Below are 26,008 nucleotides of genomic sequence, written 5' to 3'. Positions count from 1 at the left end.
GAAGGTGAAGGAAAGTCCGAGGGTATTAATGAAGGACGTATTGAGGGAGAGGGTAAAGTTGAAGGTTCCAAAGAAGGGAGTGTTGAAGGGAAAAATGGAGAACAACCATCTCCAGAAGGAAGTACAGGTGGAAATGAAAATACAAAAGAAAAAGGTTGTGGTTGTGGTGGAAAATCAATAAATGAAAAGGATACATGGTGGAAATATTTGATAGATTTATTACTGATGGGAGTATTAGTATTTGCAATGACAGGTTTACAGAAGAAGGAGAAATAAACGACAGTTAAGTTGATAGTAAGTTTATAATTAGGTTAGTGGTAAAAATTTTAACAAACTATTTTTTGACTGTGTCAATAAAAAATGGCTGCCGGACTAGGACTCGAACCTAGACATGCCTGATCCAGAGTCAGGTGCCCTACCAATTAGGCGATCCGGCAACCGCATTATTAGGATAATATTATAAGAAAAGACCCTCTATTAATTTCAAATTATATTTAAATCTTTGTTCTATTTTTGTGTTTTTATCTCTCTTTCTATATACTTATAGATTATAGCGTGGGTGTCTGTTTAATATTATTCTTATCAATATGAAGGAAATGTTATGCAGAAAAAGTTTATAAAATTTGGTTTGGTATTGGTTTTTTGTCTATTTCTTAAAAATGGGTTTGATTATTCTTTCGGTGATACAGGACATTTAATCTCTACTATTGCTTTGTCTTCCCATGGTGACTCTGGAAGTAAAAGTATTTACGATGTGTTGAAAGAACCATTACCGCCAGAGGACTTGGTTTGTGAGGAGAGGGAAAATACTATTGTTGTTCAGGGACCAACTTTCAATTATGTTGTTGACAAAAACACAGGTGCTATTTCCGATATTAAGGTGATGCGTGAAGGGTCGGTAGTAATTAAAATGACAGAACCATTAAATGTCTTGATTGATGATGAAAGTCTTGTTAACAATATGAGAGGAGAAACCGCTGTTGAAGTTAAAGAGAAGAATCAGGTTGTGCTTCTAACAAAGGGTAAGTGGGGTTCAGATATTTCCTGTTCGATACGAACTACTATTTATAATGATGGTGTAGTTGTATCACAATTTGTTTTGACACCCGAATCGGATAAATCACTACTACAGGGGATACGGCAAGAGTTAAGTGCATGCGGTCACTTTTCACATTACCTACATAAACGTAGGGACACGTATGGTTTTGATTGTTATCAAGGTGAGATACCGAAGGTAGGGGAGACTGCTCGAGTATATACACCAACTTCATGTTTGGAAGTGTATAGTAATAAGTCTGCATTAGCCATATTTACAGATATGGGTGATTATTATCGTTCTCCGCAGGAGTTAGACACAGGAGCCGTTCGGGTAGATTCAAATCAAGATGATAATGTCTCTGTACATATTCATCAGCATATCATTCATGTGGGTGAGAAAGGTAACCCTTATATCCTAAAAGCAGAAACCCCCTTTACCTTTCGTATAGGTCTGGCAGTGGCACCGAATCGCTTGCCTCATCTGCGTCGTCATGATTTGCGTATGTTTATCTGGATTGGAGATGAAAAATATCCTTATCCGACAGATGAAGAAATTTGGACAGTTGCTCGATTAGGTTATACCCTGTTTCAGATGCATCGCTTGGGTCCTCCAGGTGAACCGCGTCCACCAGCAGAAGAATTAGACCGAGTTATTAAAACTGTGCATGATGCAGGTATGTTATTTATCTGGACCGCCAATGCAGACTTACAATATGCCCATGCATCAGAAGTAGTCAGGAGAATGAAAGAGGGTAGCTGGGCAGAATGGGAAGGCTTTAATTATGGAGGGCGGTATACTGCGACAATGGATCCGTTTTGTGACCTTGTTGCAACCTGTCTTGCTTCTCCCAATGGTTTGGCGGATTATCGGATGGAATGCAACCGTCGAATGATGGAACGATATCCTGTGGATGGAATGTATATAGATGATAATTTGGCATATTCTAACTGTAAACGGTGGAAGGAACATAACCATCCGCAAGAAGTATATGATTGTTTAATTGAATTGCATGATGTTAATTGGCGTCGACGAGAGACATTAAAGGAAAAGATTCCACATGTGGTATTGATTGAGCACTGTAGCAAAGCTTTCATTTTACCCGTTATTGCACCTTTTGATGTTCATCTTTTCGGAGAGGGCTATGACTTTTCATCTGTAGAGGAATTCCGAGTAACCTTTGGCTCGTTTGAAAATATGTATGGGCAGGGGTGTCTATATGCAGGTGATGATGAGAGCCAGCGATGCCCAGCAGAATCTGCTTATACTTTTGACTTACTTACAGGAGGGGGACAATATTGTTCTATTGATTGGCGACTCTGGTCCCAAAAATTTCCCTATGCCACAGGTGTTCATCCTGCAGAAGTGCTATATATTAAGGCATATAACTTGATGCAGTTTTATTTTGGTATGTATGAAACCGAACCATGGCTTGAACTAAAAACATCTATCACCGGTACTTATTCAGTGCTATACCATAATAGAGTTTGGGATGACTATCTGATTATTCTTGCTAATAGAACAGGTGATAAACAGGATTGTACTCTTATAGATTTAAAAGACCATATCCCGCAGGATGAACATTATATATTTTATGATATACATCAACGCAATGCTGTTTCGCTTCAAAAAAACCAGATACAAAAAGTGTTTACAGAGGTACCATTGGAACCTTATCAAATGAAAAGTTTTTATGTCCGACCTATTTCATCAGACGAACCAAATCATCTATGGGGAGGGAAGAGGATATCAGAACTTTGGGATAACGAGTCAAGTACCCTGACAGTTAAATTAGATGCCCCCTTAGGATTGGAAGATTGGGTTATATTCAACAAAGGGAAAAGAACCATTGATAAAATTACAGTGGATGGCAAACCTACAGATTTTTATTATGACCCTACTAAAGATTTAATTTTTGGTAAAATAACTTATACAGCCCGACCTGTAGTGATTAGTTTACATACTATTCCAACCAATAATATAAAAGATAGTGCAATGTCCTTGCCCGAGGAGAAACTCCCTCCATTAGAATTAAAAGAGTAAAAGGAAGAGGGTATGATTGTTTTTCAAATATTTTCGAGAATGATGGTAGTGTGGGTTATTCTTGCAGGTATAATTGGTTATTTTTTTCCACCAGTGTTGACTATTTTTAATCCATATAAAGACTGGTTCTTCATGTTTACCATGGCAGGTATAGGTGTAGTATTAAAAATTGAAGATTTCATTCCAATAGTTAAACGACCCCATTGGGTATTGTTAGGCACAATTGCCCAGTTTGTAATTATGCCTCTTCTGGGATTTTTAATAGCCAAAGGATTGCAATTACCTCCTTCATTAGCCATTGGTGTTATATTAGTCGGCTCTACACCTGGAGCCATGGCTTCCAATGTTATTTCATATATGGCAGGAGCAGATGTGGCATATTCCGTAGCACTAACCAGCACAAGCACTTTGTTATCTCCCATACTCACACCCCTGTGTACCTATATTTTTGGGAGTGTATATATTTCAGTGCCTTTCTGGGGTATGTTTATGAGTATTATCAAAATGGTAATTGTTCCACTAATGGTAGGTTTTGCTATTCGCTATCTACTCAAAGAACGAATTAACAAGGTGGTAGATGTATTTCCTGCTATATCTTCTCTGTGTATTGCATTCATTTGCGGTCTGGTTGTAGCACTAAATGCGGATAAATTCGGGGATGTATCCTTACTTATCTTCTCTGCTGTGGTTTTGCATAACTTCTTAGGTCTTATCTTAGGTTATGGAGCAGGAATTTTATATCGCTTTGATGAAAAGAGGAAACGGACATTAGCCATCGAAGTAGGCATGCAAAACGCAGGCTTAGGTGCAGTACTGGCATTAAATCACTTCTCTGCAGAAAGTGCCCTACCAAATGCATTATTTGCAACATGGTGCATTATAACCGCATCCATTCTCGCAGAACTCTGGCAATGGAAAAACAGAAAAGAACACCCTTAAAAATACATATATTTGTAATTACAGATTCATGAGAGTTGTCTTTTACATATCTGAATCTACTGCATTATTTTTGTATAATCTATTTATTATTATAGTCTCTGTAAAAAACAAGGGTTATAGAGTGAAAAATACAATTAAAGTCCTAAATGAAATGAGGAATAAAGGTATTATTGTAGATTATGCTATTGGGGGTGGAATAGCCACATTGTTCTATATTGAGGCTTTTTTAACCTACGATCTTGATATATTTATTATTCCAAAAGGAGAAGATAAAAAAGGAATTATAGATATTTCTGATATGTATGATTTTTTAATAAAGAAAGGATACAAATGGGAAGGAGAACATATTATTATTGAAGGTATTCCTGTTCAGTTTATTGTTGCTAATGAATTAGAGGAAGAAGCAATAAAAAATGCAAAAGAAATAAAATTTGAGAATATCCCCACGAAAGTATTTTCTCCTGAATACTTAGTAGCAATATTATTAAAAGTAGGTCGTAAAAAAGATAAGGACAGGGTAGAAAAACTATTAGAACAAAAAAATTTAAATAAGAAAAAATTAAGTATAATTTTAGAGAGGTTTAAAATAGAATGGATAGGATAAACATATCAAATAAAAAAAGCAATATAAAAATTATTAGAAAAGGGAAAGAAATTACAAGAAATAAAATTTTTAAAGAAAAGGAAAGATATCATAAGGAACAGGCAAAACTTCCTTTTGAGGAAAAGATTAAGATTCTTGTTAAACTTCAGAAGATTGCCGAAGGTATTACAGGAAAAAAAGGATTGGTCTGGAAAATCAAATAGAATGTTAGTCAAAAGTCTGTTATCGAAATATCACTTACTCCAATTTTATACAGTCTATCCCTACTGCATATCCTGATGACTTTTCGTTTTCCCAATAATTCAAAAAATTCAATAACATTTTGTATCGTCAACACTTTTGCATTAAATTGAATGGATTTACAAATTACATCCTTTTCATTATATCTGTCCCATTCCATCACTTTCTCACGGTTTAGAAAACCAGATGTTTCACATGAGAATAGCAATGGGAGCAACCCTTATATAAAGAGAAGAAAAGTGAGGCGTTAAATACCCATATAAATATACTCACAGGCAAGATAGTCCTTGGTTATATTATTTTCATTCATTCCTATTATTAGTGACTAAATTCTATGCTACAATAGTAAAAATTAAATCATTTAGGAGGTTAGGTATGGAAAGATTGCTTTCGTTAACTTTTTTATTAGTTTGCATTTCTCTATTCTGTCAGGCACAGCCCGCAAATTATCCTGACTGCTATGATGAAGTTTGGAATACACCAGGTAGGAATTCATCTGATTCAATGCCTATTGGTAATGGAGACATTGGAGCAAATGTATGGATAGAAGAAAATGGTGATATTGTGGCACTTATCAGTAAAACCGATTCATGGGACGACAACGGACAGCTATTAAAATTAGCACGAGTTCGCTTCCAGATTACACCAACTTTGACAGGGGTAAATTCCAATTTTTCTCAGCGATTACATTTGCAAGATGGAACCATCGAAATACAAGGCAACCAAGGAAAAACAAAGGCCATATTCCGTATAGATGCAAATATGCCCACCGCAGTATTAAATGTGGAAAGTGCAGAAAATGTAGATTTAAAAGTAATACTGGAAGTCTGGCGTACCCAAACAAGGAATTATACAGAAGATGAAGTAAACCAGAGTAGTCTTATTCAAAAAACTGAAGAAGGGATAGTGTATCCCGATATAGTTTTAGATAACCCACCTTTTAGTGGATTAGTTGTATACCATCAGAATAATCATTCTATATGGGGTTATTCTATGGATTTACAGGGCTTCGGTGAATACAAAAATAATTTTAAAGACCCTCTTCTAAATCGAATTTTTGGCTGTAGCATCTGGTCAAACGATTTGAAAAAAATGGACAAATTCACTCTTCAAGGGAAAGGACAAAAAAAGTACACTGTGTATATATTAGGCAAGACAATGCATCCTACAACCCCTGAAGAATGGTTAAGTGATGTAGTAAGAGAAAGGGAAAAGGTATTAACAATTGCAGAGAATAAAGCCTTCGAACAACATAAAGATTGGTGGCGAAATTTCTGGCAGAGAAGTTGGATTGTCGCAAGCGGTGACGCAGACGCTGAATGGGCAAGTAAGGTATATACTCTACAACGGTGGATTACTGCCTGCGGTAGTCGTGGGACATTCCCTGTCAAATTTAATGGTTCCATCTTTACAGTAGAATGGCGTGAGGGCGACGAACTTAAATCCGACCCAGATTATCGTCGCTGGGGAGGTGGTTATTGGTGGCAAAACACACGATTACCCTATTGGCCTCTTTTATCTTCAGGTGATTTTGATTTAATGAAACCCATGTTCGATCTTTACATGAGTGTAATGGACATTAGCAAATTACGGAACAAAGTTTACTGGAATTGTGAAGGAATTTACATGCCTGAAACGATATATTTCTGGGGTTTACTCCGCAATCGCGATTATGGCTTTGACCGAACAGGTTTGAAAGTAGGTGAAATAACAAACCCATACATACGCTGGATTTGGGCAAGTGGTCTGGAACTGACACTGATAATGTTAGATTACTATAACTTTACACATGACGAAACCTTTCTTAAAGAAACGCTACTCCCTTATGCAAGAGAAATTATCCGTTTTTTTGAAACACGGTTTTCAAAAGATAAGAACGGAATGTTAGTTATTCACCCTGCACAGGCGGTCGAAACATATCAAGAAGGGGTAACTGACGACACCCCCACTGTTTCTGGTTTACATGCAGTTTTACCTCGACTCATCGCTTTAAACAATCCTCTCCTATCACCTGAAGAAAAAACACGCTGGGAACAATTATTAAACTCTATTGTTCCTATTCCTGTAAAAGACAAAAGTATCCTACCTGCACGGGTATTTAATCCCAAACGAAGTAATGTGGAAAATCCAGAATTATACGCGGTATTCCCATATCGAATTTTCGCTGTCGGCAAACCTAATATAGACATAGCCATTAATAGTTTCCAAAAACGGCATGCAAAAGACTATCATGGTTGGCAACAGGATGCTATCCAATCAGCTTTTTTAGGGTTAACAGATGAAACTAAAGAGATGTTGATTACTAACGCTCGTCGCAAACATGAAAGTTCCCGTTTTCCAGCATTTTGGGGACCAAACTACGATTGGATACCAGACCAATGCCACGGCGGTAATTTAATGAGCACATTCCAATTTATGCTTTTACAATGGGACGGAGAAAAAATATATTTGTTCCCAGCATGGGACAAACATTGGAATGTAGATTTTAAACTTTTTGCACCTAATAAGACACAGGTTCGATGTGTAATGAAAAATAACGCAATAGAGACCTTAGAAATATCACCAGAAACCAGAAAGAACGATGTCGCAGTATTATTGAAGTGATTTTCCCATATGAAACAAAAATTATGAGGACTTTATAAAAGGATAGATTGTATTGATAATAATCGATGAGAAAAAGAAGAGATGGAGGGAGTGGTATGAAAAGAAGACTATCGAAAGTATGATAAGAATTTACTGCAAGTATAATCATAAAGATGACATATGTGATACATGTAGAGAACTTTTAGAGTATGCATATAAACAATTAGAAAAGTGCCCATTGATGCCAGACAAACCAACATGTAAAAATTGCCATATTCATTGTTATGATAAGAGACATAAAGAAAAAATTAAAGTGGTAATGCAATTTTCAGGACCTAAAATGTTTTTATATCACCCAATATTGTCTCTGATATACCTTAAAAATAAACTATCTGATAGAAGACGTTCACCTACACTTATCTCAAGAAACCGAGATAGTGATGAATAAAATAACTAAACCTCCATCTCCTTTTTATAACGAAAGGAGAATATATTACAATTTCTCCCTCTTTAATATTAATCTACTATGTATTACATTTTTTACTTTACATCTGATGTGCGTTGTTTCAGGGCATAAATTGCTATTACACTTACTATTATTAATGTCAAAAATAGTCCTAACATCGAGCTAACGTCCAATCCAGAATCTACATACAGACGGACAGTTCCACTTTCAGCGAAATCCCAATCATCGGAGACCTGACACCAATACCAGCCAGCATGTATATAATCTATATTGGTTATACGTAATGTATCACTATTTTCGCCAAGTAGAGGGATAGCTACCTTCTCTTCATCCTCTGGCTCAAAGTACCATTGGTAGTTTACTGTGCCTATTTCACCCTGAACAGATACATGTAATTCCAACGTTTCACCACGAGTTTTTATTAACTCTGTTGGAGCTTCTAATATAACTACTAATGGTGTGCATCTCCCTGAAGCAATGGTGAGGTTAACATTACTTCCAGGCGGTATTTGTTCTCCTGCGGTCGGATTTTGGTTGCTAACATATCCCGCTGGAATCGTGTTACTGCATTCGTCATTAACTTCTCCAACTTCAAAGCCTTTCGTAATGATTAATGTCTCAGCTTCACTTTGGCTAAGCCCTATAATATCGGGGACTTTGTACTGCCATAAGAAGTATGGATAAGTAGTATTTTCAATGATACCCCATACATTGACAAAATCCCAATCATCGAAGGTAATTAGTTGTTTCATTTCTTCAGTAGATTTGCCAATACCTCCATCTGACCAACTTTGTCCTGACGTCTGAACATCCCAGTAACAATTGGTTACTATTCCGTCTAAATTGTCGTATGTTAATCCACCTGTTTCATATTCTCCCAATACCGCACCCGATGAATAGCAATTGGTCATTTTATTATAATTTACAAAGACTAATCCAGCGACATAGCCAATTCCAGATGTAGTTGCTGTTGAGTAACAGTTTTCTATTTCCCCATAGTTGGATGAAATTAAACCACCAACTGCAATCATTCCTGATACGGAACCTGTAACATAACATTGTGTCAATATTCCTGAATTAAGGCCTGTTATTATTCCTACATAGTTTCCTCCTGTTATATTTGCATCCTCAATACCGAAGTTCCAAAGAATTCCATCAGGACCTATAGATCTAAATAGACCTACATAATCCTCTTCAGGACGATTAATATGTAGTCCGACTATTTTATGTTCATTCCCGTTAAATGTCCCAGAAAATGGATGGAGTTGATCTCCAATAGGTATGAACCCAGCACCTTCATTCCATTGAGCTGTTCCACTTGCATCAATATCCTGAACTAATTCATAGTCACCATCCAAAGGATAATCTGGAGAATTACCAATCATTTGTAATTCTTCGATACTTCTAATCTGTATAATGTTACATCCATAGACACGGACATCACGGCTTACATGAGATTCCAGATTAGAACTATCCCGAGCTGTATACTCTAACTGATATATTCCTTTTTCATTTATATCGACACTACCTGTTACTTCTACAGTTAGATATGATTGGTCACAAAAATCATATGCTTGTGCTCCTGGGTCTATAAACTCTGTTCCACACCTTACTAATATTTTTGGTGAACCTAATAATGTTACTATTGGTGCTTCATCTATCACATTTATAGTACGACTTGCTTTGCCTAAGTTGTCATTACTATCTGACACCAGGTAATCAACCAAATATACTCCTAATGCTGAAGTATTTACTTCGCCCATTATCATGATTTGGTTTGTCAAATCACCATCTTCTATGTCATACGCTACAGCACCTTGTTCTGCATAATGTTCAGAACCACAACTTATTTCTAACTCCTGAGGACCAATTAACTGTATTTCTGGGTCGTAAGAGAAGCCAAGGAGATACGGATAAGTAACATCTTCGACAATGCCCCACACATTTGTAAAATCCCAGTCTACAAATGTAATTTGCTTTTTCATGTTCGTAGTTGTTTCACCTATTCCCCCGTCCGAACTATTTGTACCTGAAGCATTTATATCCCAATAACTTTGAGTTACTAAACCAAAATTTCTTCCAACGAGACCAAGGCTATAATTACTACTATTGACTTTCCCCTTGGAGTAACACTGAATTATATAACCAGAATTAAATCCGATGAGCCCTGCTGAATAATCAGGTGACCAAACATCTACTTTCGAAAAACATTGTTGTACCGTGCCAGCATTATGACCTATTAATCCGCCTGCATTCCCTTCTGTATTGTAGTTAAGTGAACTCACCGTTCCAGAAGCATAACACGATGATATGACAGCGTCGGACATATTGTATCCCGCAATGGACCCAACAAAGTTGCCTCCAATTATGGTTGCATTCTTCAAAGCCAAATTCTGTATTATCCCTTCCGTTCCTATACAACTCAACAAACCAACATAAGCTTCTGAGGGACGATTGATATAAAGTCCAACTATACTATGTTTATTTCCATTCAAAGAACCCGTAAATGGGGTATCTATCGTTCCTATGGGTACGAACCCTGCACCTCCATTCCAATTGATAGTATCTGTTGCATCTAAATCTTGGGTTAACTCGTAATAACCATCAATCGGATAGTCTGGGTCATTACCTATTTTCTGCAAATCATCTATTGAACTAATATATATAATACATGGTCCTGATGATATGACCATATTCACTTGGCTATAGGGTGGAATATACTGACCAGCGGGTGGGTCCTGACTAATGACGTGACCCAAGGGCACTGCGTTGTTACATTCTTCTGTTATTTCTCCGACGCTCAAACGTGCGGTTGTTATTATATTTTCTGCATCGAGCTGGGATAGCCCTGCTACATTTGGAACCTCAACAGGACAGGGGCCAGTGGAAACGACTAAATCTACAGTGCTACCAGGTGATACTTGTTCTCCTGCAGTTGGATTCTGACTAATAACATGCCCTAAAGGAACCGTGTCATTGCATTCTGTATTTATTGTACCCACCACTAATCCTGCCGAAACTATTGTGTTTTCTGCACTACTTTGTTCCATATGTACCACATCAGGAACATCAACACAAAGACTGGATACCACAACAATATCAACAGGGGTCCCTGGCGGTCGTTGTAGTCCCCCAGCTGGATTTTGACTAAGTACATTTCCAATAGGTACTACATTGCTACATTGATTACCAATTGTACCCACTGTAAAACCGTAATAAGTAATTAAATCCTGTGCCTCACTTTGGGTAAGTCCCAGCACATCGGGTACTGTATATTCCCACAATAAGTAAGGGTAAGTGACATTCTGAACGATTCCCCAGATATTGACAAAATCCCAGCCAACAAAAGTTGCCTGCTGTTTCATTTGTGCTGTAGTTCTACCTGTACCACCTGATGAGGTATTTCGTCCAGATGTTTGAGTATCCCAATAACTACTCGTTACCGTACCGTTTAAATTATTGCCTATTAAGCCACCTACGTCGATATTTCCTGTTACCGCACCTTTTGAGTAACATTTATCAACTACCCCAAAGGAACTACCCGAAATACCAATATTTCTACCAATAAGTCCCCCAATATACTGATTCCCCTGTGCTGAACTCCACGAATAACTATTTTCTAACTTACCATAATTATTAAAACCTACTAAACCACCAACATAATCAGTCGCTCCTATTGCAGAACCAGTAACATAGCTTTGTTTTACAACACCATAATTTGTTCCAATTAAACAACCAACATACATATTCCCAGTAACCTGGATATTTTTTAATCCTAAGTTTAATACCTCACCCCTTATTAAGTTTCCAATAAATCCGACAGATTTTGAACTCCAGCGGTTAATATATAGATTTTTTATGACATGACCATTTCCATCAAATCTCCCTGTAAATATTCCGATAGGTTTAAACCCTAAACCTCCATCCCAGCTTACTGTATCACTTGCGTCAATATCTGTAGTTAATGTATATTGTCCGTCCCATGGATAATTTAGGTCTCTTCCAATATTATTTAGTTCATTTAAATTGCTGATTTGTTTTTCAACGGGAATGTAATCCTGTGTTTGACCAAAGGAACGCAAATAGGGGTAAGTTTGATTCTCAATAATTGCCCATGTAGTTGTAAAATTCCAACTTATATAATTGGATTGTGTTTTCATTTGTGCAGTAGTTCTTCCTGAACCTCCTGAGGAAGCACTTTGCCCTGAGGTTTCTGTGTCCCAATAACAAGAAGTAATTGTGCCAGATGTTCTACTTCCAATGAAGCCACCGACATTGCTTATACCACTCACGAATCCTTTCGAATAGCAATAACTAACTGTACCATTTGTATTTTTACCTATAAATCCTCCAATATTTGCAAAACCTTTAACTGAGCTCCACGAATAACTATTTTGTATTGAACCGTTCCAGTGTTCACCAAGCAAACCACCAGTATTGTCTGTAATTCCCGAGACAAAACCTGTTGTATAACACTGCGAAATTGAACCGCCTGACTTGTATCCTATTAATCCGCCCACACACGAATTTCCTATGACCGAACCCTTTACATAACAACTTTTATGGCATTACCATTGTTATATCCGATAAGGCCACCTATATACTTGCCAGAACTTGCGATTAATCCTGTTATTCTACAATTAGATGTGGTACCAAAATTACTACCGACTAAACCGCCAACATAATCTTTACCAACTACCCATTCATTTTCTATGGTTAAGTTAACAATGTTTCCCGTTGCACCTACACCACCAAATAAGCCAACATAATTTTCTGTCCCTCGTTTTATCCACAAATTTGTTATCTTTTTATTGTTACCATTGAAAGTTCCTGTAAATGGAGTTGCATATGTCCCTATTGGAAGAAAACCAGTACCTCCATTCCAGTTAATTGTATCGCTTGCATCAATATCTTGTGTTAGAGTGTAAGAACCATTTAGTGGATAGACGGTTCCAATTTTTTGTAAATCCTCAATAGAACTAATATTCGTTTGAGAAAATGAACTACTCTGAACCAGAGAAATTAGCATTAGCCCAAGTAATACTGAATACAGGAAAATAGCTTTTTCCCTTCTCACCACACAACACTCACATGTCTTTTTCATAATATGACTCCTTATCAAAAAATATTAAATTTTTAAAATATAAATAATTGATATAATTTTTTCTTCCTCAATGGTTGTAATTCTCTTTTAGCCACAGCCTATTACCCAGTTGTAGTTTAATATTGAATACACTGTCTCCTTCAACTGTTTAACATAATAAAGGAATCATCTTCTTTATTTTAACATTTTTATTGTATAACTTACTACTTTTTTCTCTCAAAAAAAATAATAAAACTTTTAATCTATTTTGAAGTCTAATATGGTAAAAAACAAAAATAAAGGTTTTGATAAAAAAAATTATGTATTTTTTTATCTTTTTACTCATAAGTCTACAATTGAAAGAAGTAGAAACTCCGAGGATAAATCAAATTCAGGTTATAGGAACCCATAATAGTTATCATAAAAAACCAGAATATATTTCATGGGCGAAAAATTACGTAAAAGAAACGGAGGACTGGGATTATGAACATTTACCGTTAGATGTCCAATTGGATAATGGTGTGCGTAGTTTCGAGTTAGATATCCATAATACACCTGAAGGCTGGAAGGTGATGCACGTCCCCAAATTTGACGAAAAAAGTACCTGTCCGAATTTACAGGAATGCTTACGAGTTATATGTGAATGGTCAAATCGAAACCCAGAACATGTACCAATTAGTGTCCTACTTGAGTGGAAATCGGAAGGACCTATTATTGACAAAACTATAACTGCCCCAATAAAGAAAGATATTGAGCGAATTGAAAAAGACATACTCGCTGTATGGAGCAGAGATAGGATAATTACACCAGATAGTGTCCGTGGTGATTTCAAAACACTGGAAGAAGCGATACTAAAAAAAGGCTGGCCTACCCTGGAAGAGTCAAGGGGCAAGATTATGTTTATCTTTCATAATAAAAGAGAATTGAGGGAACTTTATTTAGAGGGACATCCAAATTTAGAAGGGCGATTAATGTTTGTCAACTCATATCCTGGCAAGCCTTACTCTGCAACCATAATAATTGATAACCCTTTTAATGAAGAAATACCGATGTGGGTTCAAAAAGGATATTTTATCAGGGTATTTGGAGGTGACCCTAAATCACAAAACTCCGACAAAGCTAAATTAAAAAATGATAAAGCATTTTCTTGTGGTGCTCAAATTATCTCAACAGACAACCCACCAGGAGAACCTCATCCTGAGACAGGTTACGTTATGTTGTTTCCAGATGGCTCAACTGTGCGGTGGAACCCTATTAATGAACCCTTAAATAATAGTATACCTCCAGAACCAAAATTGCATAATAATGCATATCAAAGTAAATGATTTTCTATTTAATAAACAAAGTAAAAATGTGTAATATTCATTGGAGAAGTAAGAAACAAGTAAACTCTATTAAAAGATATAGCGTTTATGATATTGATTTGGTTGATTGTTAACCAACACAAACTATTGTGAAATATTAAACCAACCTTATAAAAGGAGGTAAAATTCATGTTTTCTAAAAAGCAAATCAGAGCCGTATTGTTTGTTGGAATAATAGCGTTGTCTATTGGTTTTGTATTTGGTAATTATTACAAAGGAAAGAATTCCAGCAATGGAGAAAACTATTTTAGTTTTCCCAAGGCATTAGCACAAGCAGATAATCTAGCAATTGAATCTGCAAAGAATTTAGGAGAAGCCTTTGCCCAAATTGCAGAACGGGCTTCTTCAGCAGTAGTTTCAATTTCTACCGAAAAAGAAGTATCCAATTTCGGTCCAGACATGTTACCTTTTGATTCTCCATTTGATTTCTTCTTCCGCAGATTTTTTGAAGATAATGACATGTGGAGACAGCCACGAAAGAGACAACCCCAAAACCCTGACAAACAAAAGAAATCTATACCTTTTGGCTTAGGTTCAGGGTTTATTATTTCGGAAGATGGATATATTGTTACGAACCACCATGTAGTAAACGATGCAGATAAAATAAATATTAAATTAAAAGATGGCAGAGAATTTTCAGCAAAGAAAATAGGTTCTGACCCTGAAACCGAAGTAGCATTACTGAAAATCGAAGCAAATGGATTACCCATAGTCAAACTGGGCAATTCAGATAAAATTAAAGTCGGGGAGTGGGTTGTAGCGATTGGCAATCCCTTTGGCTTAGAACATACCGTTACTGCAGGAATTGTGAGTGCAAAGGGAAGAAGTTCCCGAGAAATAGGCGATGTAGATTATGCTGATTTCATCCAGACGGATGCGGCAATAAATCCAGGAAATTCAGGTGGTCCATTACTAAACCTTGATGGTGAAGTAATAGGAGTAAATACCGCAATATATACAAAGCCAATGGTCGGAGGTTATATGGGTATCGGTTTCGCTATTCCTATCAATATGGTTCAATATGTTATTGACCAACTAAAAAATACAGGAAGTGTAGAACGTGGCTTCTTAGGAGTTGGTATTCAAAGTCTTGACCCAAAACTTGGAGAATGGTTAGGTTTAAAAGAGATGAAAGGAGCACTTGTAACAGAGGTTCAAGAAGGCTCTCCCGCAGAGAAAGCAGGAATTAAAAAAGATGATGTAATTGTCGAATTTAATGGAGTTGCTGTTACTGACGCTCCGTCTCTGAGAAATCGTGTAGCATCTACAAAACCAGGAACAAGAGCAAAAGTCGTTGTTATTCGTGATAATCAAAGATTAGAACTAGAAGTTGAAGTCGGTAAGAGACCCACTGAACTAGGCGAAGGTATATCTGTAACAACCGAAGAAGGAAAGAAGTTAGAATTAGGAATATCAATTCAAAATCTTACTCCTGATTTAGCTAAACAATTCGGTTATGAAGGACAACAAGGTGTCCTTGTTACCAGTGTTGAACCAGATTCTCCTGCACAACTGAGAGGAATTAAGTCGGGAGATTTAATTACAGAGGTAAATAGAATTCAAGTAAGAAATGTAAATGATTTTGAAAAAGCATTGAAACAAAATCAGGGCAAAGATAGCGTCCTTCTCAAAGTCAAAAGCGAAAAAGATACCGAATACTATGTTGTGATACCTATAAATTAGAGAACCTTATTTATTGTTGTATTATTTTAGTCCTGTGATTCTTGTAAAAAAATCACAGGACTATTTTTATATTAATCTGATTTGCTTTTAGACTATGATATATGTTAGTTTTTACTTTGTTTGAGTCAAATTAATTTAATTAATTTAATTTAAACCTTAAAATATAAGGAGAAAAAAATGAGAAGGTTAATGTTAATTTCAATGGTAATGTTAGTGGTAGTTGCTTTTTCAGGGTGTAACAAAGATTTTAGGCTAAACGGAACATGGTAAGGAGAGTTATGGGAAAATGGAGATCTGAAAAAGAATTCAAAAGTAACTTTTACTTTTGATAGTGGTAGTGTTATGATAAAATTTGTTGATATTGGTCTTGAAATAAAAGCTTCATATACAACATCACCAAGTCTATTTTATAACAAGATTATTCTAAAAATAGATGAAAAAGATGTTAGTTTGGATTACGATTATTATGATTACAAATCATTTATGCAGTCTTTAGATAAATCATATGAAACAGTTAAAGGGGTTTATAAATTTTCATCACCTATAGGAGGTAAGACTCTTTATCTTTCAGATTTTGGTAGTGTATTTCCTGATAAAGAAGTTTTAAAACCAGATATCGGTCCTGTTTTTATATTAAGAAAATATTAGTTATCTATCTATTTAAAAAGTAGATTGAACAGGTCATCTAATAATAATCTTCCATATTGAGTCCCATGTAGTAAAACTTATAAAGTGATAATAATTTTGTAACATCATTATAAGTATTTTTCCCTGTGACTCTGATGAGTCACAGGGTTTTTGTTAAAAATAATCAATGGTATAAAAATTGCACAATAAATAATGATTTATTGGATAAATATTTATCGTTATTCTAACTTCTTGAGTTAGGTTGTTTTTTATGTAAGCTGATCCATATTTTTATTTGGAAAACTATTTATGTTCAATAAAACAGCAGCCAGGGCAGGTTGCCCAGAGATGATGTTGGCATTCTTTGCGAAACTCTCGCATAACGTGGTTATTCCATAATTCTTTTAGAGTTGATTGTCGAATATTTCCTACTTTCTTTATCCAGCATGGATAAACATCGCCTGTTCTGCCTATAAATAAGGTATTCCATGCGTTTCTGCATAAAAAGTCATCCAGATTTATGTCGTTTGAATAATAATCAATAATTGCCTTCAATGGCATTCGTGGTAGTCTTAGTTGAACCTTATGTCTTGAGGCTTCTTTAATGGTTTCAGTTAGGGAATAAGTTAGTTTTTCTCTATCTATTCTTGGATATCTTATGTGATGTGGTTTATATACAGATGGGTCTACATCACCCAATCCTGGCAAATCAAGGGCACGGCTTTCTGTAACTAAATTTAATACATCTCCTCCAATTTCTTTCACGAATTGAGGCATTTGAGGAAGAATTTCAATATTACTTTCCTGAATTACAGTTGTTATATGAATCATAGGACACTTCTTGTTCATTCTTTTCCGTTCTTCATATAAAAAGTGAATACCCGCAATGGTTCTTTCAAAGGCACCCCGCATCTGACGAATCTCATCATGCAAATTTCCAGGGGCTTCAATTGATGTCCCAGCAAAATTAAAGCCCTTACCACCTAACCGTTTGGGTGCTAATTGGACCAAGGTTTTAGCACGCTCTTCTGTAATCATTGTCCCATTAGAAATAAAATGTGTACGTGCCCTTTGACTTGCATATATGAAGAGTTCCATAAAATCTTTACGAACAAACGGCTCACCACCTGTGAAAGTTATTAGACTCCACGATGGTATTTGGGATATAACTTGTTTCCATTCTTCCGTAGATAACTCCCCTTCCATCTGCTTTTTAATGGGAACATTTTCGAGCCAATCAATATATTGGCACATTTTGCAACGAAGGTTACAACGTCGAGTTAATTCAATATAATAATGCCAGGCTGGAAAAGCATATCCATTCTTAAAATAACGATAAGGTATAGCACTATAAAACCGTTGCAAAATATCGTAGAGAGAAGCAATGCTCCAACGTCTACCTGAATTTTCACACTCCATATATTTCCCTTTTTATATTGTATATCAACAGATACAGATATTATTTTATTTCATATCTAACTCAATATAAATAATTACTGAAATCGGAAAATGTCTTTTGTGTTTTTATGTGTAGCTTCAATAATATCCGTAATGTTTGTTTTCTTAATCTCTGCGATTGCTTGGGCTAAAAAAAAGATATATTCTGGGATACACCGTTTTCCACGAACAGGCTGAGGTGCAAGATATGGGGCATCCGTTTCTACAAGCAATGAATTTAATGGGACTAACGTTACTGATTCTTTGAGCTCCGTTGCCTTTGGAAATGTAATATTCCCTGCAAATGATATAAAACATCCGATACTCAGAAAGGATTCGACCATCTTTACGTTTCCACCATAGCAATGTAGAACAATGGACGGTAGATTCTCACCATACTGTTTTAGGATGTTATAAGTATCTTGTTCTGCATTGCGACAATGGACAACAATAGGAAGATGTTTTTCGTAAGCAAACTCAATTTGTTTTATAAAAGCTTTTTTTTGTATTTCTTTATCAACCTTACAATGAAAATAATCCAATCCAATTTCACCGATAGCAGTAACAGATGCCTCTGTTAAAAATTCATTTAGAACCTTTATATCATTATTTGCCTGTTCTGCATAATAAGGATGAAACCCAACAGAATATCGTATTCTTTTATGTTTAATAAGGTTTTGGGGATTTACATTCATAGGTTCTTCTATTATTATTACAAGCCCATCTAATTTTTCTAATGAGGACAAAATAATTTCATTCCTATCAGAATTGAATTTCTCATCAAACAAATGACAATGACTATCAATTAATTTTAATATACTATGGTTTTTTTCTTCATTCATCTGTGGGCAAGCTACTTTTTATTATTGAGTATTCTATTTATCCTGTTCTGTTGGGGATTCATCTTCAAGGGCTTTTAGAAGTTCAACTTCTTCTTGATTTAATTCTTCTTCAGCAGTGAGTTCTTCTTCTCTCAATTTCAGAGGTGGGTACATTTCATCTTCATAAGCAAGACAACATAATAATTTTCCACATTGCCCACTAATTTTAGAAGGGTTAAGGGATAAATTTTGACGTTTTGCCATCCGCATGGATATAGACAAAAACTGCTCTAACCATTTAGAACAGCATAAGTGTAACCCGCATGAACCGATACCACCAACTAACTTAGACTGGTCTCGTATTTGGATATGACGTAACTCGATACGCGTTCGAAATTCCTGAGCCAAGTCTTTAACAAGTTCACGAAAATCTACACGGTGGATAGCGGTAAAGTAAAAGGTTAGACGGTGTTTATCAAATGTATACTCAGAATCTACCAATCGCATAGGCAAATTATGTTTTTTAATATATTTGAGGCAGATACCAAAGGCTCGTTTTTCTTCCTGTTCTATATCTTTTAATGTCTTAAAATCATTTGCATGAGCCCGTCGGATTACTTTATTGAGACAGTTCCGTTCCATTTCCGAAGAGCAAGGCTCCGCAGGCAAAATGCAAGTGCCCCATTCCTGACCACGTTCCGTCTGCACGATGCAGGGGTCATCTCTTTTTAAGATAATCTGTTCTGAACAGAGAGCCTGTAAGACACGTCTCGGTTTTCTAAATCGTATCTTTGCTAAATTCATCATGTGAAAGTTCCTTTTAATTAATATGAGGAGATAACATAAAAAACAAATCTCGTATGACTTTATCACGGCTTATATTTCGAGCAATATATCCACGAACCTTCTCTACAAAATCAAGCCCCATCTCTACTTTTTCAACATCCCATCTTGGAAAGTAAGAGACCATCTCTGGAAAGTAAAGTATTTCCAAATTCTTAGTATTCATGTATACCAAAATATCACGAAGTAAACACACAATTAAATATAAACATGATTCAAACTCATGAACAACCTGAGCTTCAATTTCAGCAGTTATTTGTTGCTGTAACGCATTTAATTCACCTGGTGTTAAGTCCTTTTTATTGATGGTATCTATTTTATTGAGTTCATTCTCAATATTCTTTCTAATAAGTGATAGAAACTGTTCAAATTCATTTGTAAGAATTAATGGGTCTTTGCCTTCTGCTAAACGAGCAAAAAGCTCTACGATGATAGTCCGTTTATTCGATTCTAATATCTCAAACGCTCTTGAAATTTGACCCTGTGATAACAATGCAACTCGTTTTGCTTCCTCTAAAGATATATCTTTTGTGTTATTAAGAATTGTTGTAATCGTTTCTGAACGAAGTCTCTGGAAACGAATTGGCTGACAACGTGAACGAATGGTGGGAAGTATCATACCAGGATTTGAACTAATTAAAATAAATGTGGTCTCAGAAACAGGTTCTTCAAGGGTCTTTAAAAAATGGTTCTGGGCTGGAATTCCTATACGTTCCGCATCATCAAAAATAATGAATCGACGCTTTCCTTCATAAGGTTGAAATTGAGTCGTCTTATTGACGTCCTCAATGGTTTCAACACTAATTAATCGGGTTTTCCCCATAGGCTTAATAATACTTACATCAGGATGGACGTCTTTCCCTATACGAGTACAAATAGAGCACGTTCCACACCCAGGGTTCTCTATATTTTGGCACAGGACGGTTTGAGCAAAAGATTTGGCTGTAAATTTTTTACCAACTCCATCAGGTCCCCAAAAAAGGTATGCATGTGAAATACGATTCTCCTTAATAGAGTTTATCAAAATACGAATAGCAGTATCTTGGTCCTGTATTTTTCCAAACACAGAAAACGAAATATTATTATTTGTTATTGTTGTTGACATAGCCTTCTTAAATCTCTCTGAATAATTTCAGTGATGGTATCTTCAGATTGAGTTGCATCAATTACCATAACTCGCTGTGGATTTTCTCTGGCAATATTAAGGAAACAATCCCTTATCCTTTGATGAAATTCAATGGTTTCTACTTCTAAACGATCTAAAATATTGCCTCGTTGTTTAATTCGGTTCAATCCTATTTCAACAGGAAGGTCAAGCAAATAAGTTCTTACTGGATATATCCCTAATGTCGCTATTTCATGAATTTGATAAACGGTTCGCAAATTAATATCACGTCCACCTCCTTGATATGCGGTTGTGGAGTCAGTATATCTATCGCAAATAACAATAATCCCATCTTCTAAAGCGGGAATGATGACTTCTTGGACATGCTGTGAACGGTCTGCAGAAAACAACAATAATTCTGTAATAGGATGAAGTGTCTTTTGGTTTTCATCTCTGTTTAGAAGGACATGTCGAATCTTCTCGCCAGCAAAAGTTGCTCCAGGCTCAAAAGTCCTTAACACACGATAGCCGGATTCCATCAGGAACTTTTCTGCTCGTATAGCCTGGGTTGTTTTTCCTGAACCTTCAATTCCTTCAAAAGTGATAAATATACCTTTCATGGTTCTAAAAGTCGCTTTCTGGCATCATTCCCATCTTGAAAAAATTGTAAGATTTTTTCTATATCATCTTTTTCGAGGGCATCTATAAAAGATTTAATTTTCTCTTCAATAGACTTAATAGCCGTTATCATATTGGTCTTATTCGTGATTATAATATCATTCCAAATCTCAGGTCGACTCCCAGCAATTCGGGTTGTATCTCTGAAGCCACCTCCAATAAAATGACGCTGTGCCCCTGACTGTTCCACAACCTGAGCAAGAGCCGATGCAATGACATGAGGTAAATGGCTTGTATATGCCATAAAATAGTCATGTTCTTCAGCATCTATTTCTATTATTTTTGTACCTAAAGTTTTCCAAAACTGATGAACAAGATTTTTTGATTTATTCCTTGTTGCTTCACCTTTTTCAATTAGGCATATTGTATTTTCATAAAAATCATGTCGTGCAAACTCAGGACCATATTTTTCCGACCCAGCGAGCGGATGGCTTCCAATGAAAGGACTGTCTTTTTGCCAGAGAGTTTGAGCGGTACCGCAAATTTCTTTTTTAGTGCTACATACATCAGTAATTGTTACATCTGATGAAACATAGTTTGCCATCTTCTTAAGGTAATCAATAGCAGACTGAACTGGAGTGCATATAATTATAAAATCAGCCGTTTTAATAGTTGAAGACAAATCCATCGAATAAGTATCAATAGCCTCTTTTTGCAATGCTGTTTCTAATGTAGACTGATTTCTTCCTATTCCTATAACTAGATCTGCCAATTTCTTTTTTCGAATAGCCATCCCCAATGAAGCACCTAACAATCCGACACCAATAATCACAGTTTTTCCTAAGTGAAGTGTCACTTACGTGTTCTCCATCAATGAATCAGCACTTAATATCTTTTTTGCGTCCGAAATAGAAAATTTCTTTAAGTATAACGCTCTTCCAACGATAATCTCATCTATACCATATCGTTCCAGAGATTTTGCTTTTCGTATATCGCCCAAAGAAGAAACACCACCAGACATCGTAACTGGAATCTGTACCGTCTCAGCAGTTATTCGAGTTGCCTCAAAATTTGGACCCTTCATCATACCATCAGAGAGTATGTCAGTATAAATAATTCTTGAAGCACCTGCCTTTTCAGCAAATTGTGCTATTTCTAAGGCGGAATAGTTTGTATCTTTTGTCCACCCTTCAAGAGATAACTTGCCATTCTTAGCATCAATTGCCACAACAATTTTCTCTTGCCATCGTTGTGTAGAGATTTGGATCAATTCGGGATTTTCTATAACAGCAGTACCTAAAATAACACGTGTTGCATTTGCAGAAATAATGGTTTCTATTGTGTCTAAAGAACGGATACCACCACCGACTTCATAAGGGATACCTAATTCTCCCAATTTCTTTAAGAAAGGCAATATCTCACATTTGCCAGATTTTGCACCATCTAAATCTACAATATGAAGAATCCCATCTTGCAATTCCCGCCACCATATCTTGGCTTGTTCCAGAGGGTCATCGGAGAAAATCGTCTCCTTACCATAATCCCCTTGAACCAAATTAACACATTTTCCCCCTCGAATATCTATAGCTGGAACAATCCGCATAATTTATACGCCTGCGATTATGATGAGGCGTTTTCTGATGATTCAGTTGATTCAGTCGGATTTTGGATAACTTCAAATATCTGCTGTTCATCAGTTCTTACTATTTCGCCTGCAATTGCTGATTTTGCAATCTCAATTAACTTAGCGAACGCCTCTTCATCTTTTACAGCAAGATCCGCTATCATTTTGCGATTTACATCCATTCCCGCTTTATGTAAACCAAAAACCAAACGATTGTAACTTAATCCATAATTACGGGCAGCCGCATTAATTCTTGCAATCCATAATGCACGAATTTCCCTTTTCTTTGCTTTGCGGTCCCGATATGCATATTTTCCCGCATGGTCTACCGCTTGTTTCGCCGTCTTAAATAACCGGTGATGACTTCCACGATAGCCTTCAGCTTGCTTTAATACCTTACGTCTGCGGTCACGTGAGGCTGGGTTGTTGGTTGCTCTTGGCATTGCTCTTTCTCCTGTTTTTATTTAAGTTAACGTTTATGTTTCGGAGGCATGTTCCGAAAACATGAACCTCTATCTATAGAACAAACAATAGTCGAAATTTATGCGTAAGGGAGCATCAATTTCACTTGTTTTGCTTCAACAGATGAGACCAACGACGGTTTTCTCAGGTGTCTCTTTTTCTTCGCTGATTTTGTAGTTTTGAGATGGCGATTATATGCCTTGTGTCTCAAGACTTTTCCATCCTTAGTAACCTTAAATCGCTTGTAGGCACTACGTTTTGTTTTTACCTTCATTTTTTAACTCCTTTTTAATTTAATATAACTCAAAAAAATCGGGTTAATATTATTCGGTGGTGAGAAGCGCTCCTAAAAATTGTCTCCGTTTAACTGATCTTGCCCGGAGTCAGTGTCAATGTCAATGACTTGTCTTCAGGACGACAATTTTCAAGGGAATATTGTTCACCACAAAGGTCTTTTGTGGATTCTATAATTTGCTTAAGCACATCATAAGCAAATTCTGGATGCTCATATTCTCTACCTCTGAATACCACGGAAACCTTTACCTTATCTCCTTCTTGGAGAAATTCACGTATATGTTTTAGTTTATATTCAAAATCATGCTTGTCTATCTTTGGTCTTAATTTTATCTCTTTTACAACAACAACATGTTGTTTCTTCTTCGCTTCACGGGCTCTCCTTTTTTGCTCATAACGGAATTTCCCATAATCCATTATTCTGCATACCGGTGGTGTGGCATTGGGTGCTACCTCTACGAGGTCCAGTTCCCGAAACTCGGCTTCTCTCAGAGCATCTTTCGTGCTCATGATACCTAACTGAACCCCTTTTTCATCAATTACTCGTACCTGCGGAGCCCTAATTTCTTCATTCACACGCACCGTGTCTTCAGACGGCTTTGTTATCGTTGTTCTCCTTATTTTAGGTTTAATTTGCCTCAACTTGTGAGAAAATTATACTTGAATATTTCATATTTTATCAAATTGAATTTCTTATTTTACAATCACAACAATATCAAATTTTTGTCTTATAGAAAAACAGGCACATGAATGTAATGTATATAACATATCTGTGAATTAAAAGAGACTTAAAGGTTTCCCTTCCGACATCTCTTCATTGGCTGGCTTGTCTAACTCTAATTTAATAATGGTATCTGTTGAATCCTCTAAGGGTTTTTCAGTTTTAATCAGGACACTGTCATTAGTTTGGGTTACGGTTACATGTTCCCCTGTTAAAACAGTGTTATTTATTATTTTTGATTTGAGTGGAGGCAAAGTAAGTTTATCTTTATCCCATTTTAGAATATGAACGTAAATATAAATTCCTTTATAAGTGGAACCGCCCCATGTCCCATTAAGATAAGGTCCACCACGAGTACTATAAACACTTTCTCCATACTTATCTAACCATTTACCAATCTCTTTTAATACAGCAACTTGCTCTGGAACAATTTCACCTTCAGGTGTTGGTCCTACATTTAATAATAAATTGCCATCTCCACAAACACAATTAACAAGCATCTGAATACACTCTTTAGCAGAACGTACACGACACTCAGGCCGATAAGACCAGCCTCCACCATCTTTGCATTCAGTAATGGTAATACAGGATTCCCAGGGACGAGTATTCTGAAAAGTACCAATCTGTTGCTCTGGGGTGTCAAAATCGCCTCTGGTAAGTTTTTCAATTTCCAGAGTAGGTTTATCTTTAGGAGGATAAACAAATCGTGCAACTCGGTTATTAACAATTACCCATGGTTGGAGTTGATACATCATTTCGAAGAGACTTCTAAAATCATAATGGTGCCAATTACCAGCAACATGGTCAAACCATAATATATCAACCCGACCATAATTGCTTAATAGTTCTTTAATCTGTCCTCGATAAAATTCATCATATTTGTGATTATCCCCGACTAAATAATCAGGATGTGTCCAATCGCGCGTAGAATAGTACCAACCTAATTTTAATCCGTATCGATGCACAGAATCAGCAATCTCTTTACATATATCACGTTCAAATGGAGTCTCTTTTATGCTATATTCAGGTCGCAGATGAGTATGCCACATCGAAAAACCATCATGATGTTTTGCTACAAAAACAACATATTTCATTCCTGCCTCTTTTGCTATTTCTATCCACGCATCTGCATTAAATTTTATAGGGTTAAATTTTTTATACAAATTGTCATATACCTCCGGGGGGACAGTTTCCATCCCCGGATGGTCATGAGGATGACCAATGCGTGACCAGCTGATTTCTGTTCCATTCACACTGACAGGTCCCCAATGAATAAACATGCCAAACCGTGCTTCACGCCACCATGCTAATCGTGCATCTCTTTGTTCAGGTGTTTCATCTATGGGTAATAGGGAGATGAATCGGTATAAGAAATTATCTGAACAAATAGCAATAAGATGATAAATACACTATTA

At 36.3% G+C, this 26,008-nt stretch carries 25 protein-coding genes and 1 tRNA gene; 11 read left to right on the top strand and 15 right to left on the bottom strand.

The window, feature by feature from the left end; genetic code table 11:
* A partial coding sequence (locus PLJ10_09860; GenBank protein HOK09953.1) for a hypothetical protein occupies positions 1–276 on the top strand: 276 nt, incomplete at its 5' end.
* An 85-nt stretch (positions 277–361) separates the two neighbouring features.
* Here PLJ10_09860 and PLJ10_09855 read toward each other — a convergent pair.
* Positions 362–437: transfer RNA gene (locus PLJ10_09855), tRNA-Gln, on the bottom strand.
* A 164-nt stretch (positions 438–601) separates the two neighbouring features.
* Here PLJ10_09855 and PLJ10_09850 point away from each other — a divergent pair.
* From PLJ10_09850 to PLJ10_09835, 4 genes are all read left to right on the top strand, one after another.
* Positions 602–3,079: a hypothetical protein gene (locus tag PLJ10_09850; protein ID HOK09952.1), complete on the top strand. Its 2,478-nt coding sequence runs from the start codon at positions 602–604 to the stop codon at positions 3,077–3,079.
* A 12-nt stretch (positions 3,080–3,091) separates the two neighbouring features.
* Positions 3,092–4,018, top strand: a complete 927-nt coding sequence (locus tag PLJ10_09845; GenBank protein HOK09951.1) for a bile acid:sodium symporter family protein — start codon at positions 3,092–3,094, stop codon at positions 4,016–4,018.
* A 121-nt stretch (positions 4,019–4,139) separates the two neighbouring features.
* A complete protein-coding gene (locus PLJ10_09840) occupies positions 4,140–4,622 on the top strand; it encodes a hypothetical protein (protein ID HOK09950.1) in 483 nt (160 codons plus the stop codon).
* Positions 4,610–4,825, top strand: a complete 216-nt coding sequence (locus PLJ10_09835) for a hypothetical protein (protein HOK09949.1) — start codon at positions 4,610–4,612, stop codon at positions 4,823–4,825. Before PLJ10_09840 ends, PLJ10_09835 begins: the two co-directional genes overlap by 13 nt.
* A gap of 8 nt (positions 4,826–4,833) precedes the next feature.
* On the opposite strand, the gene PLJ10_09830 is transcribed toward PLJ10_09835, so the two are convergent.
* Positions 4,834–5,070, bottom strand: a complete 237-nt coding sequence (locus PLJ10_09830) for a hypothetical protein (protein HOK09948.1) — start codon at positions 5,068–5,070, stop codon at positions 4,834–4,836.
* A 167-nt stretch (positions 5,071–5,237) separates the two neighbouring features.
* Between PLJ10_09830 and PLJ10_09825 the strand changes: the two genes are divergently transcribed.
* Complete coding sequence (locus tag PLJ10_09825) at positions 5,238–7,466, top strand: DUF5703 domain-containing protein (GenBank protein ID HOK09947.1); 2,229 nt, start codon at positions 5,238–5,240, stop codon at positions 7,464–7,466.
* Positions 7,467–7,518: 52 nt separating this feature from the next.
* Positions 7,519–7,893, top strand: a complete 375-nt coding sequence (locus PLJ10_09820) for a nitrous oxide-stimulated promoter family protein (protein HOK09946.1) — start codon at positions 7,519–7,521, stop codon at positions 7,891–7,893.
* A 92-nt stretch (positions 7,894–7,985) separates the two neighbouring features.
* Here PLJ10_09820 and PLJ10_09815 read toward each other — a convergent pair whose 3' ends face one another.
* Positions 7,986–12,431, bottom strand: a complete 4,446-nt coding sequence (locus PLJ10_09815) for a PASTA domain-containing protein (GenBank protein ID HOK09945.1) — start codon at positions 12,429–12,431, stop codon at positions 7,986–7,988.
* 26 nt (positions 12,432–12,457) lie between these two features.
* Entirely contained in the window at positions 12,458–13,015 is a 558-nt protein-coding gene (locus PLJ10_09810) for a hypothetical protein (protein ID HOK09944.1), read from the bottom strand.
* 335 nt (positions 13,016–13,350) lie between these two features.
* Between PLJ10_09810 and PLJ10_09805 the strand changes: the two genes are divergently transcribed.
* The 3 genes from PLJ10_09805 (at position 13,351) to PLJ10_09795 (ending at position 16,689) form a co-directional block, all read left to right on the top strand.
* Entirely contained in the window at positions 13,351–14,319 is a 969-nt protein-coding gene (locus tag PLJ10_09805; GenBank protein HOK09943.1) for a Ca2+-dependent phosphoinositide-specific phospholipase C, read from the top strand.
* 168 nt (positions 14,320–14,487) lie between these two features.
* Positions 14,488–16,041, top strand: coding sequence for a DegQ family serine endoprotease (locus tag PLJ10_09800; GenBank protein HOK09942.1), 1,554 nt, complete (start codon positions 14,488–14,490; stop codon positions 16,039–16,041).
* A 342-nt stretch (positions 16,042–16,383) separates the two neighbouring features.
* The gene (locus PLJ10_09795; GenBank protein HOK09941.1) at positions 16,384–16,689 is read left to right on the top strand and encodes a hypothetical protein; all 306 of its coding nucleotides are present in this window, start codon (positions 16,384–16,386) and stop codon (positions 16,687–16,689) included.
* A gap of 282 nt (positions 16,690–16,971) precedes the next feature.
* Here PLJ10_09795 and PLJ10_09790 read toward each other — a convergent pair whose 3' ends face one another.
* The 11 genes from PLJ10_09790 to PLJ10_09740 form a co-directional block, all read right to left on the bottom strand.
* A complete protein-coding gene (locus PLJ10_09790) occupies positions 16,972–18,087 on the bottom strand; it encodes a radical SAM protein (protein HOK09940.1) in 1,116 nt (371 codons plus the stop codon).
* A gap of 74 nt (positions 18,088–18,161) precedes the next feature.
* Positions 18,162–18,947, bottom strand: a complete 786-nt coding sequence (locus PLJ10_09785) for a TatD family hydrolase (GenBank protein ID HOK09939.1) — start codon at positions 18,945–18,947, stop codon at positions 18,162–18,164.
* Between the two features lie 33 nt (positions 18,948–18,980).
* A complete protein-coding gene (gene ricT / locus PLJ10_09780) occupies positions 18,981–19,733 on the bottom strand; it encodes a regulatory iron-sulfur-containing complex subunit RicT (GenBank protein ID HOK09938.1) in 753 nt (250 codons plus the stop codon).
* Between the two features lie 13 nt (positions 19,734–19,746).
* A complete protein-coding gene (holB, locus tag PLJ10_09775; GenBank protein HOK09937.1) occupies positions 19,747–20,874 on the bottom strand; it encodes a DNA polymerase III subunit delta' in 1,128 nt (375 codons plus the stop codon).
* On the bottom strand, positions 20,859–21,494 hold the full coding sequence (tmk, locus tag PLJ10_09770; protein ID HOK09936.1) for a dTMP kinase: 636 nt from the start codon (positions 21,492–21,494) through the stop codon (positions 20,859–20,861). Before tmk ends, holB begins: the two co-directional genes overlap by 16 nt.
* Positions 21,491–22,348 carry a prephenate dehydrogenase gene (locus PLJ10_09765; protein HOK09935.1) on the bottom strand — a complete coding sequence of 286 codons (858 nt, stop codon included), beginning with the start codon at positions 22,346–22,348 and terminating at the stop codon, positions 21,491–21,493. Before PLJ10_09765 ends, tmk begins: the two co-directional genes overlap by 4 nt.
* Positions 22,349–23,095, bottom strand: a complete 747-nt coding sequence (hisA, locus tag PLJ10_09760; protein ID HOK09934.1) for a 1-(5-phosphoribosyl)-5-[(5-phosphoribosylamino)methylideneamino]imidazole-4-carboxamide isomerase — start codon at positions 23,093–23,095, stop codon at positions 22,349–22,351.
* Between the two features lie 17 nt (positions 23,096–23,112).
* Positions 23,113–23,559: a 50S ribosomal protein L20 gene (gene rplT / locus PLJ10_09755; protein ID HOK09933.1), complete on the bottom strand. Its 447-nt coding sequence runs from the start codon at positions 23,557–23,559 to the stop codon at positions 23,113–23,115.
* A 98-nt stretch (positions 23,560–23,657) separates the two neighbouring features.
* Positions 23,658–23,852, bottom strand: coding sequence for a 50S ribosomal protein L35 (rpmI, locus tag PLJ10_09750; protein HOK09932.1), 195 nt, complete (start codon positions 23,850–23,852; stop codon positions 23,658–23,660).
* An 89-nt stretch (positions 23,853–23,941) separates the two neighbouring features.
* A complete protein-coding gene (gene infC, locus PLJ10_09745) occupies positions 23,942–24,454 on the bottom strand; it encodes a translation initiation factor IF-3 (GenBank protein HOK09931.1) in 513 nt (170 codons plus the stop codon).
* Between the two features lie 195 nt (positions 24,455–24,649).
* Positions 24,650–25,873 (bottom strand): alpha-L-fucosidase, encoded by a 1,224-nt coding sequence (locus tag PLJ10_09740; GenBank protein ID HOK09930.1) that lies wholly within the window; start codon positions 25,871–25,873, stop codon positions 24,650–24,652.
* Between PLJ10_09740 and PLJ10_09735 the strand changes: the two genes are divergently transcribed.
* Positions 25,872–25,994 (top strand): hypothetical protein, encoded by a 123-nt coding sequence (locus PLJ10_09735; GenBank protein ID HOK09929.1) that lies wholly within the window; start codon positions 25,872–25,874, stop codon positions 25,992–25,994. The two genes, PLJ10_09740 and PLJ10_09735, sit on opposite strands and share 2 nt — an antisense overlap.
* Positions 25,995–26,008: the final 14 nt, after the last annotated feature.

It is taken from the genome of Candidatus Hydrogenedens sp. (assembly GCA_035361075.1).
Taxonomy (GTDB): Bacteria; Hydrogenedentota; Hydrogenedentia; order Hydrogenedentales; family Hydrogenedentaceae; genus Hydrogenedens.
Note: the sequence above shows the minus strand (reverse complement) of the source record. Positions and strands in the feature narration are given on the sequence as shown.

Excerpts from the sequence above, each read along its gene's own strand:
- PLJ10_09850 (HOK09952.1), top strand. The coding sequence starts at position 602 with ATGCAGAAAAAGTTTATAAAATTTGGTTTGGTATTGGTTTTTTGTCTA.
- PLJ10_09845 (HOK09951.1), top strand. The coding sequence starts at position 3,092 with ATGATTGTTTTTCAAATATTTTCGAGAATGATGGTAGTGTGGGTTATT.
- PLJ10_09835 (HOK09949.1), top strand. The coding sequence starts at position 4,610 with ATGGATAGGATAAACATATCAAATAAAAAAAGCAATATAAAAATTATT.
- PLJ10_09825 (HOK09947.1), top strand. The coding sequence starts at position 5,238 with ATGGAAAGATTGCTTTCGTTAACTTTTTTATTAGTTTGCATTTCTCTA.
- PLJ10_09810 (HOK09944.1), bottom strand. The coding sequence starts at position 13,015 with ATGAAAAAGACATGTGAGTGTTGTGTGGTGAGAAGGGAAAAAGCTATT.
- PLJ10_09800 (HOK09942.1), top strand. The coding sequence starts at position 14,488 with ATGTTTTCTAAAAAGCAAATCAGAGCCGTATTGTTTGTTGGAATAATA.
- PLJ10_09795 (HOK09941.1), top strand. The coding sequence starts at position 16,384 with ATGATAAAATTTGTTGATATTGGTCTTGAAATAAAAGCTTCATATACA.
- PLJ10_09790 (HOK09940.1), bottom strand. The coding sequence starts at position 18,087 with ATGGAGTGTGAAAATTCAGGTAGACGTTGGAGCATTGCTTCTCTCTAC.
- PLJ10_09785 (HOK09939.1), bottom strand. The coding sequence starts at position 18,947 with ATGAATGAAGAAAAAAACCATAGTATATTAAAATTAATTGATAGTCAT.
- ricT (HOK09938.1), bottom strand. The coding sequence starts at position 19,733 with ATGATGAATTTAGCAAAGATACGATTTAGAAAACCGAGACGTGTCTTA.
- holB (HOK09937.1), bottom strand. The coding sequence starts at position 20,874 with ATGTCAACAACAATAACAAATAATAATATTTCGTTTTCTGTGTTTGGA.
- tmk (HOK09936.1), bottom strand. The coding sequence starts at position 21,494 with ATGAAAGGTATATTTATCACTTTTGAAGGAATTGAAGGTTCAGGAAAA.
- hisA (HOK09934.1), bottom strand. The coding sequence starts at position 23,095 with ATGCGGATTGTTCCAGCTATAGATATTCGAGGGGGAAAATGTGTTAAT.
- rplT (HOK09933.1), bottom strand. The coding sequence starts at position 23,559 with ATGCCAAGAGCAACCAACAACCCAGCCTCACGTGACCGCAGACGTAAG.
- rpmI (HOK09932.1), bottom strand. The coding sequence starts at position 23,852 with ATGAAGGTAAAAACAAAACGTAGTGCCTACAAGCGATTTAAGGTTACT.
- PLJ10_09735 (HOK09929.1), top strand. The coding sequence starts at position 25,872 with ATGCCAAACCGTGCTTCACGCCACCATGCTAATCGTGCATCTCTTTGT.
- PLJ10_09740 (HOK09930.1), bottom strand. The coding sequence starts at position 25,873 with ATGTTTATTCATTGGGGACCTGTCAGTGTGAATGGAACAGAAATCAGC.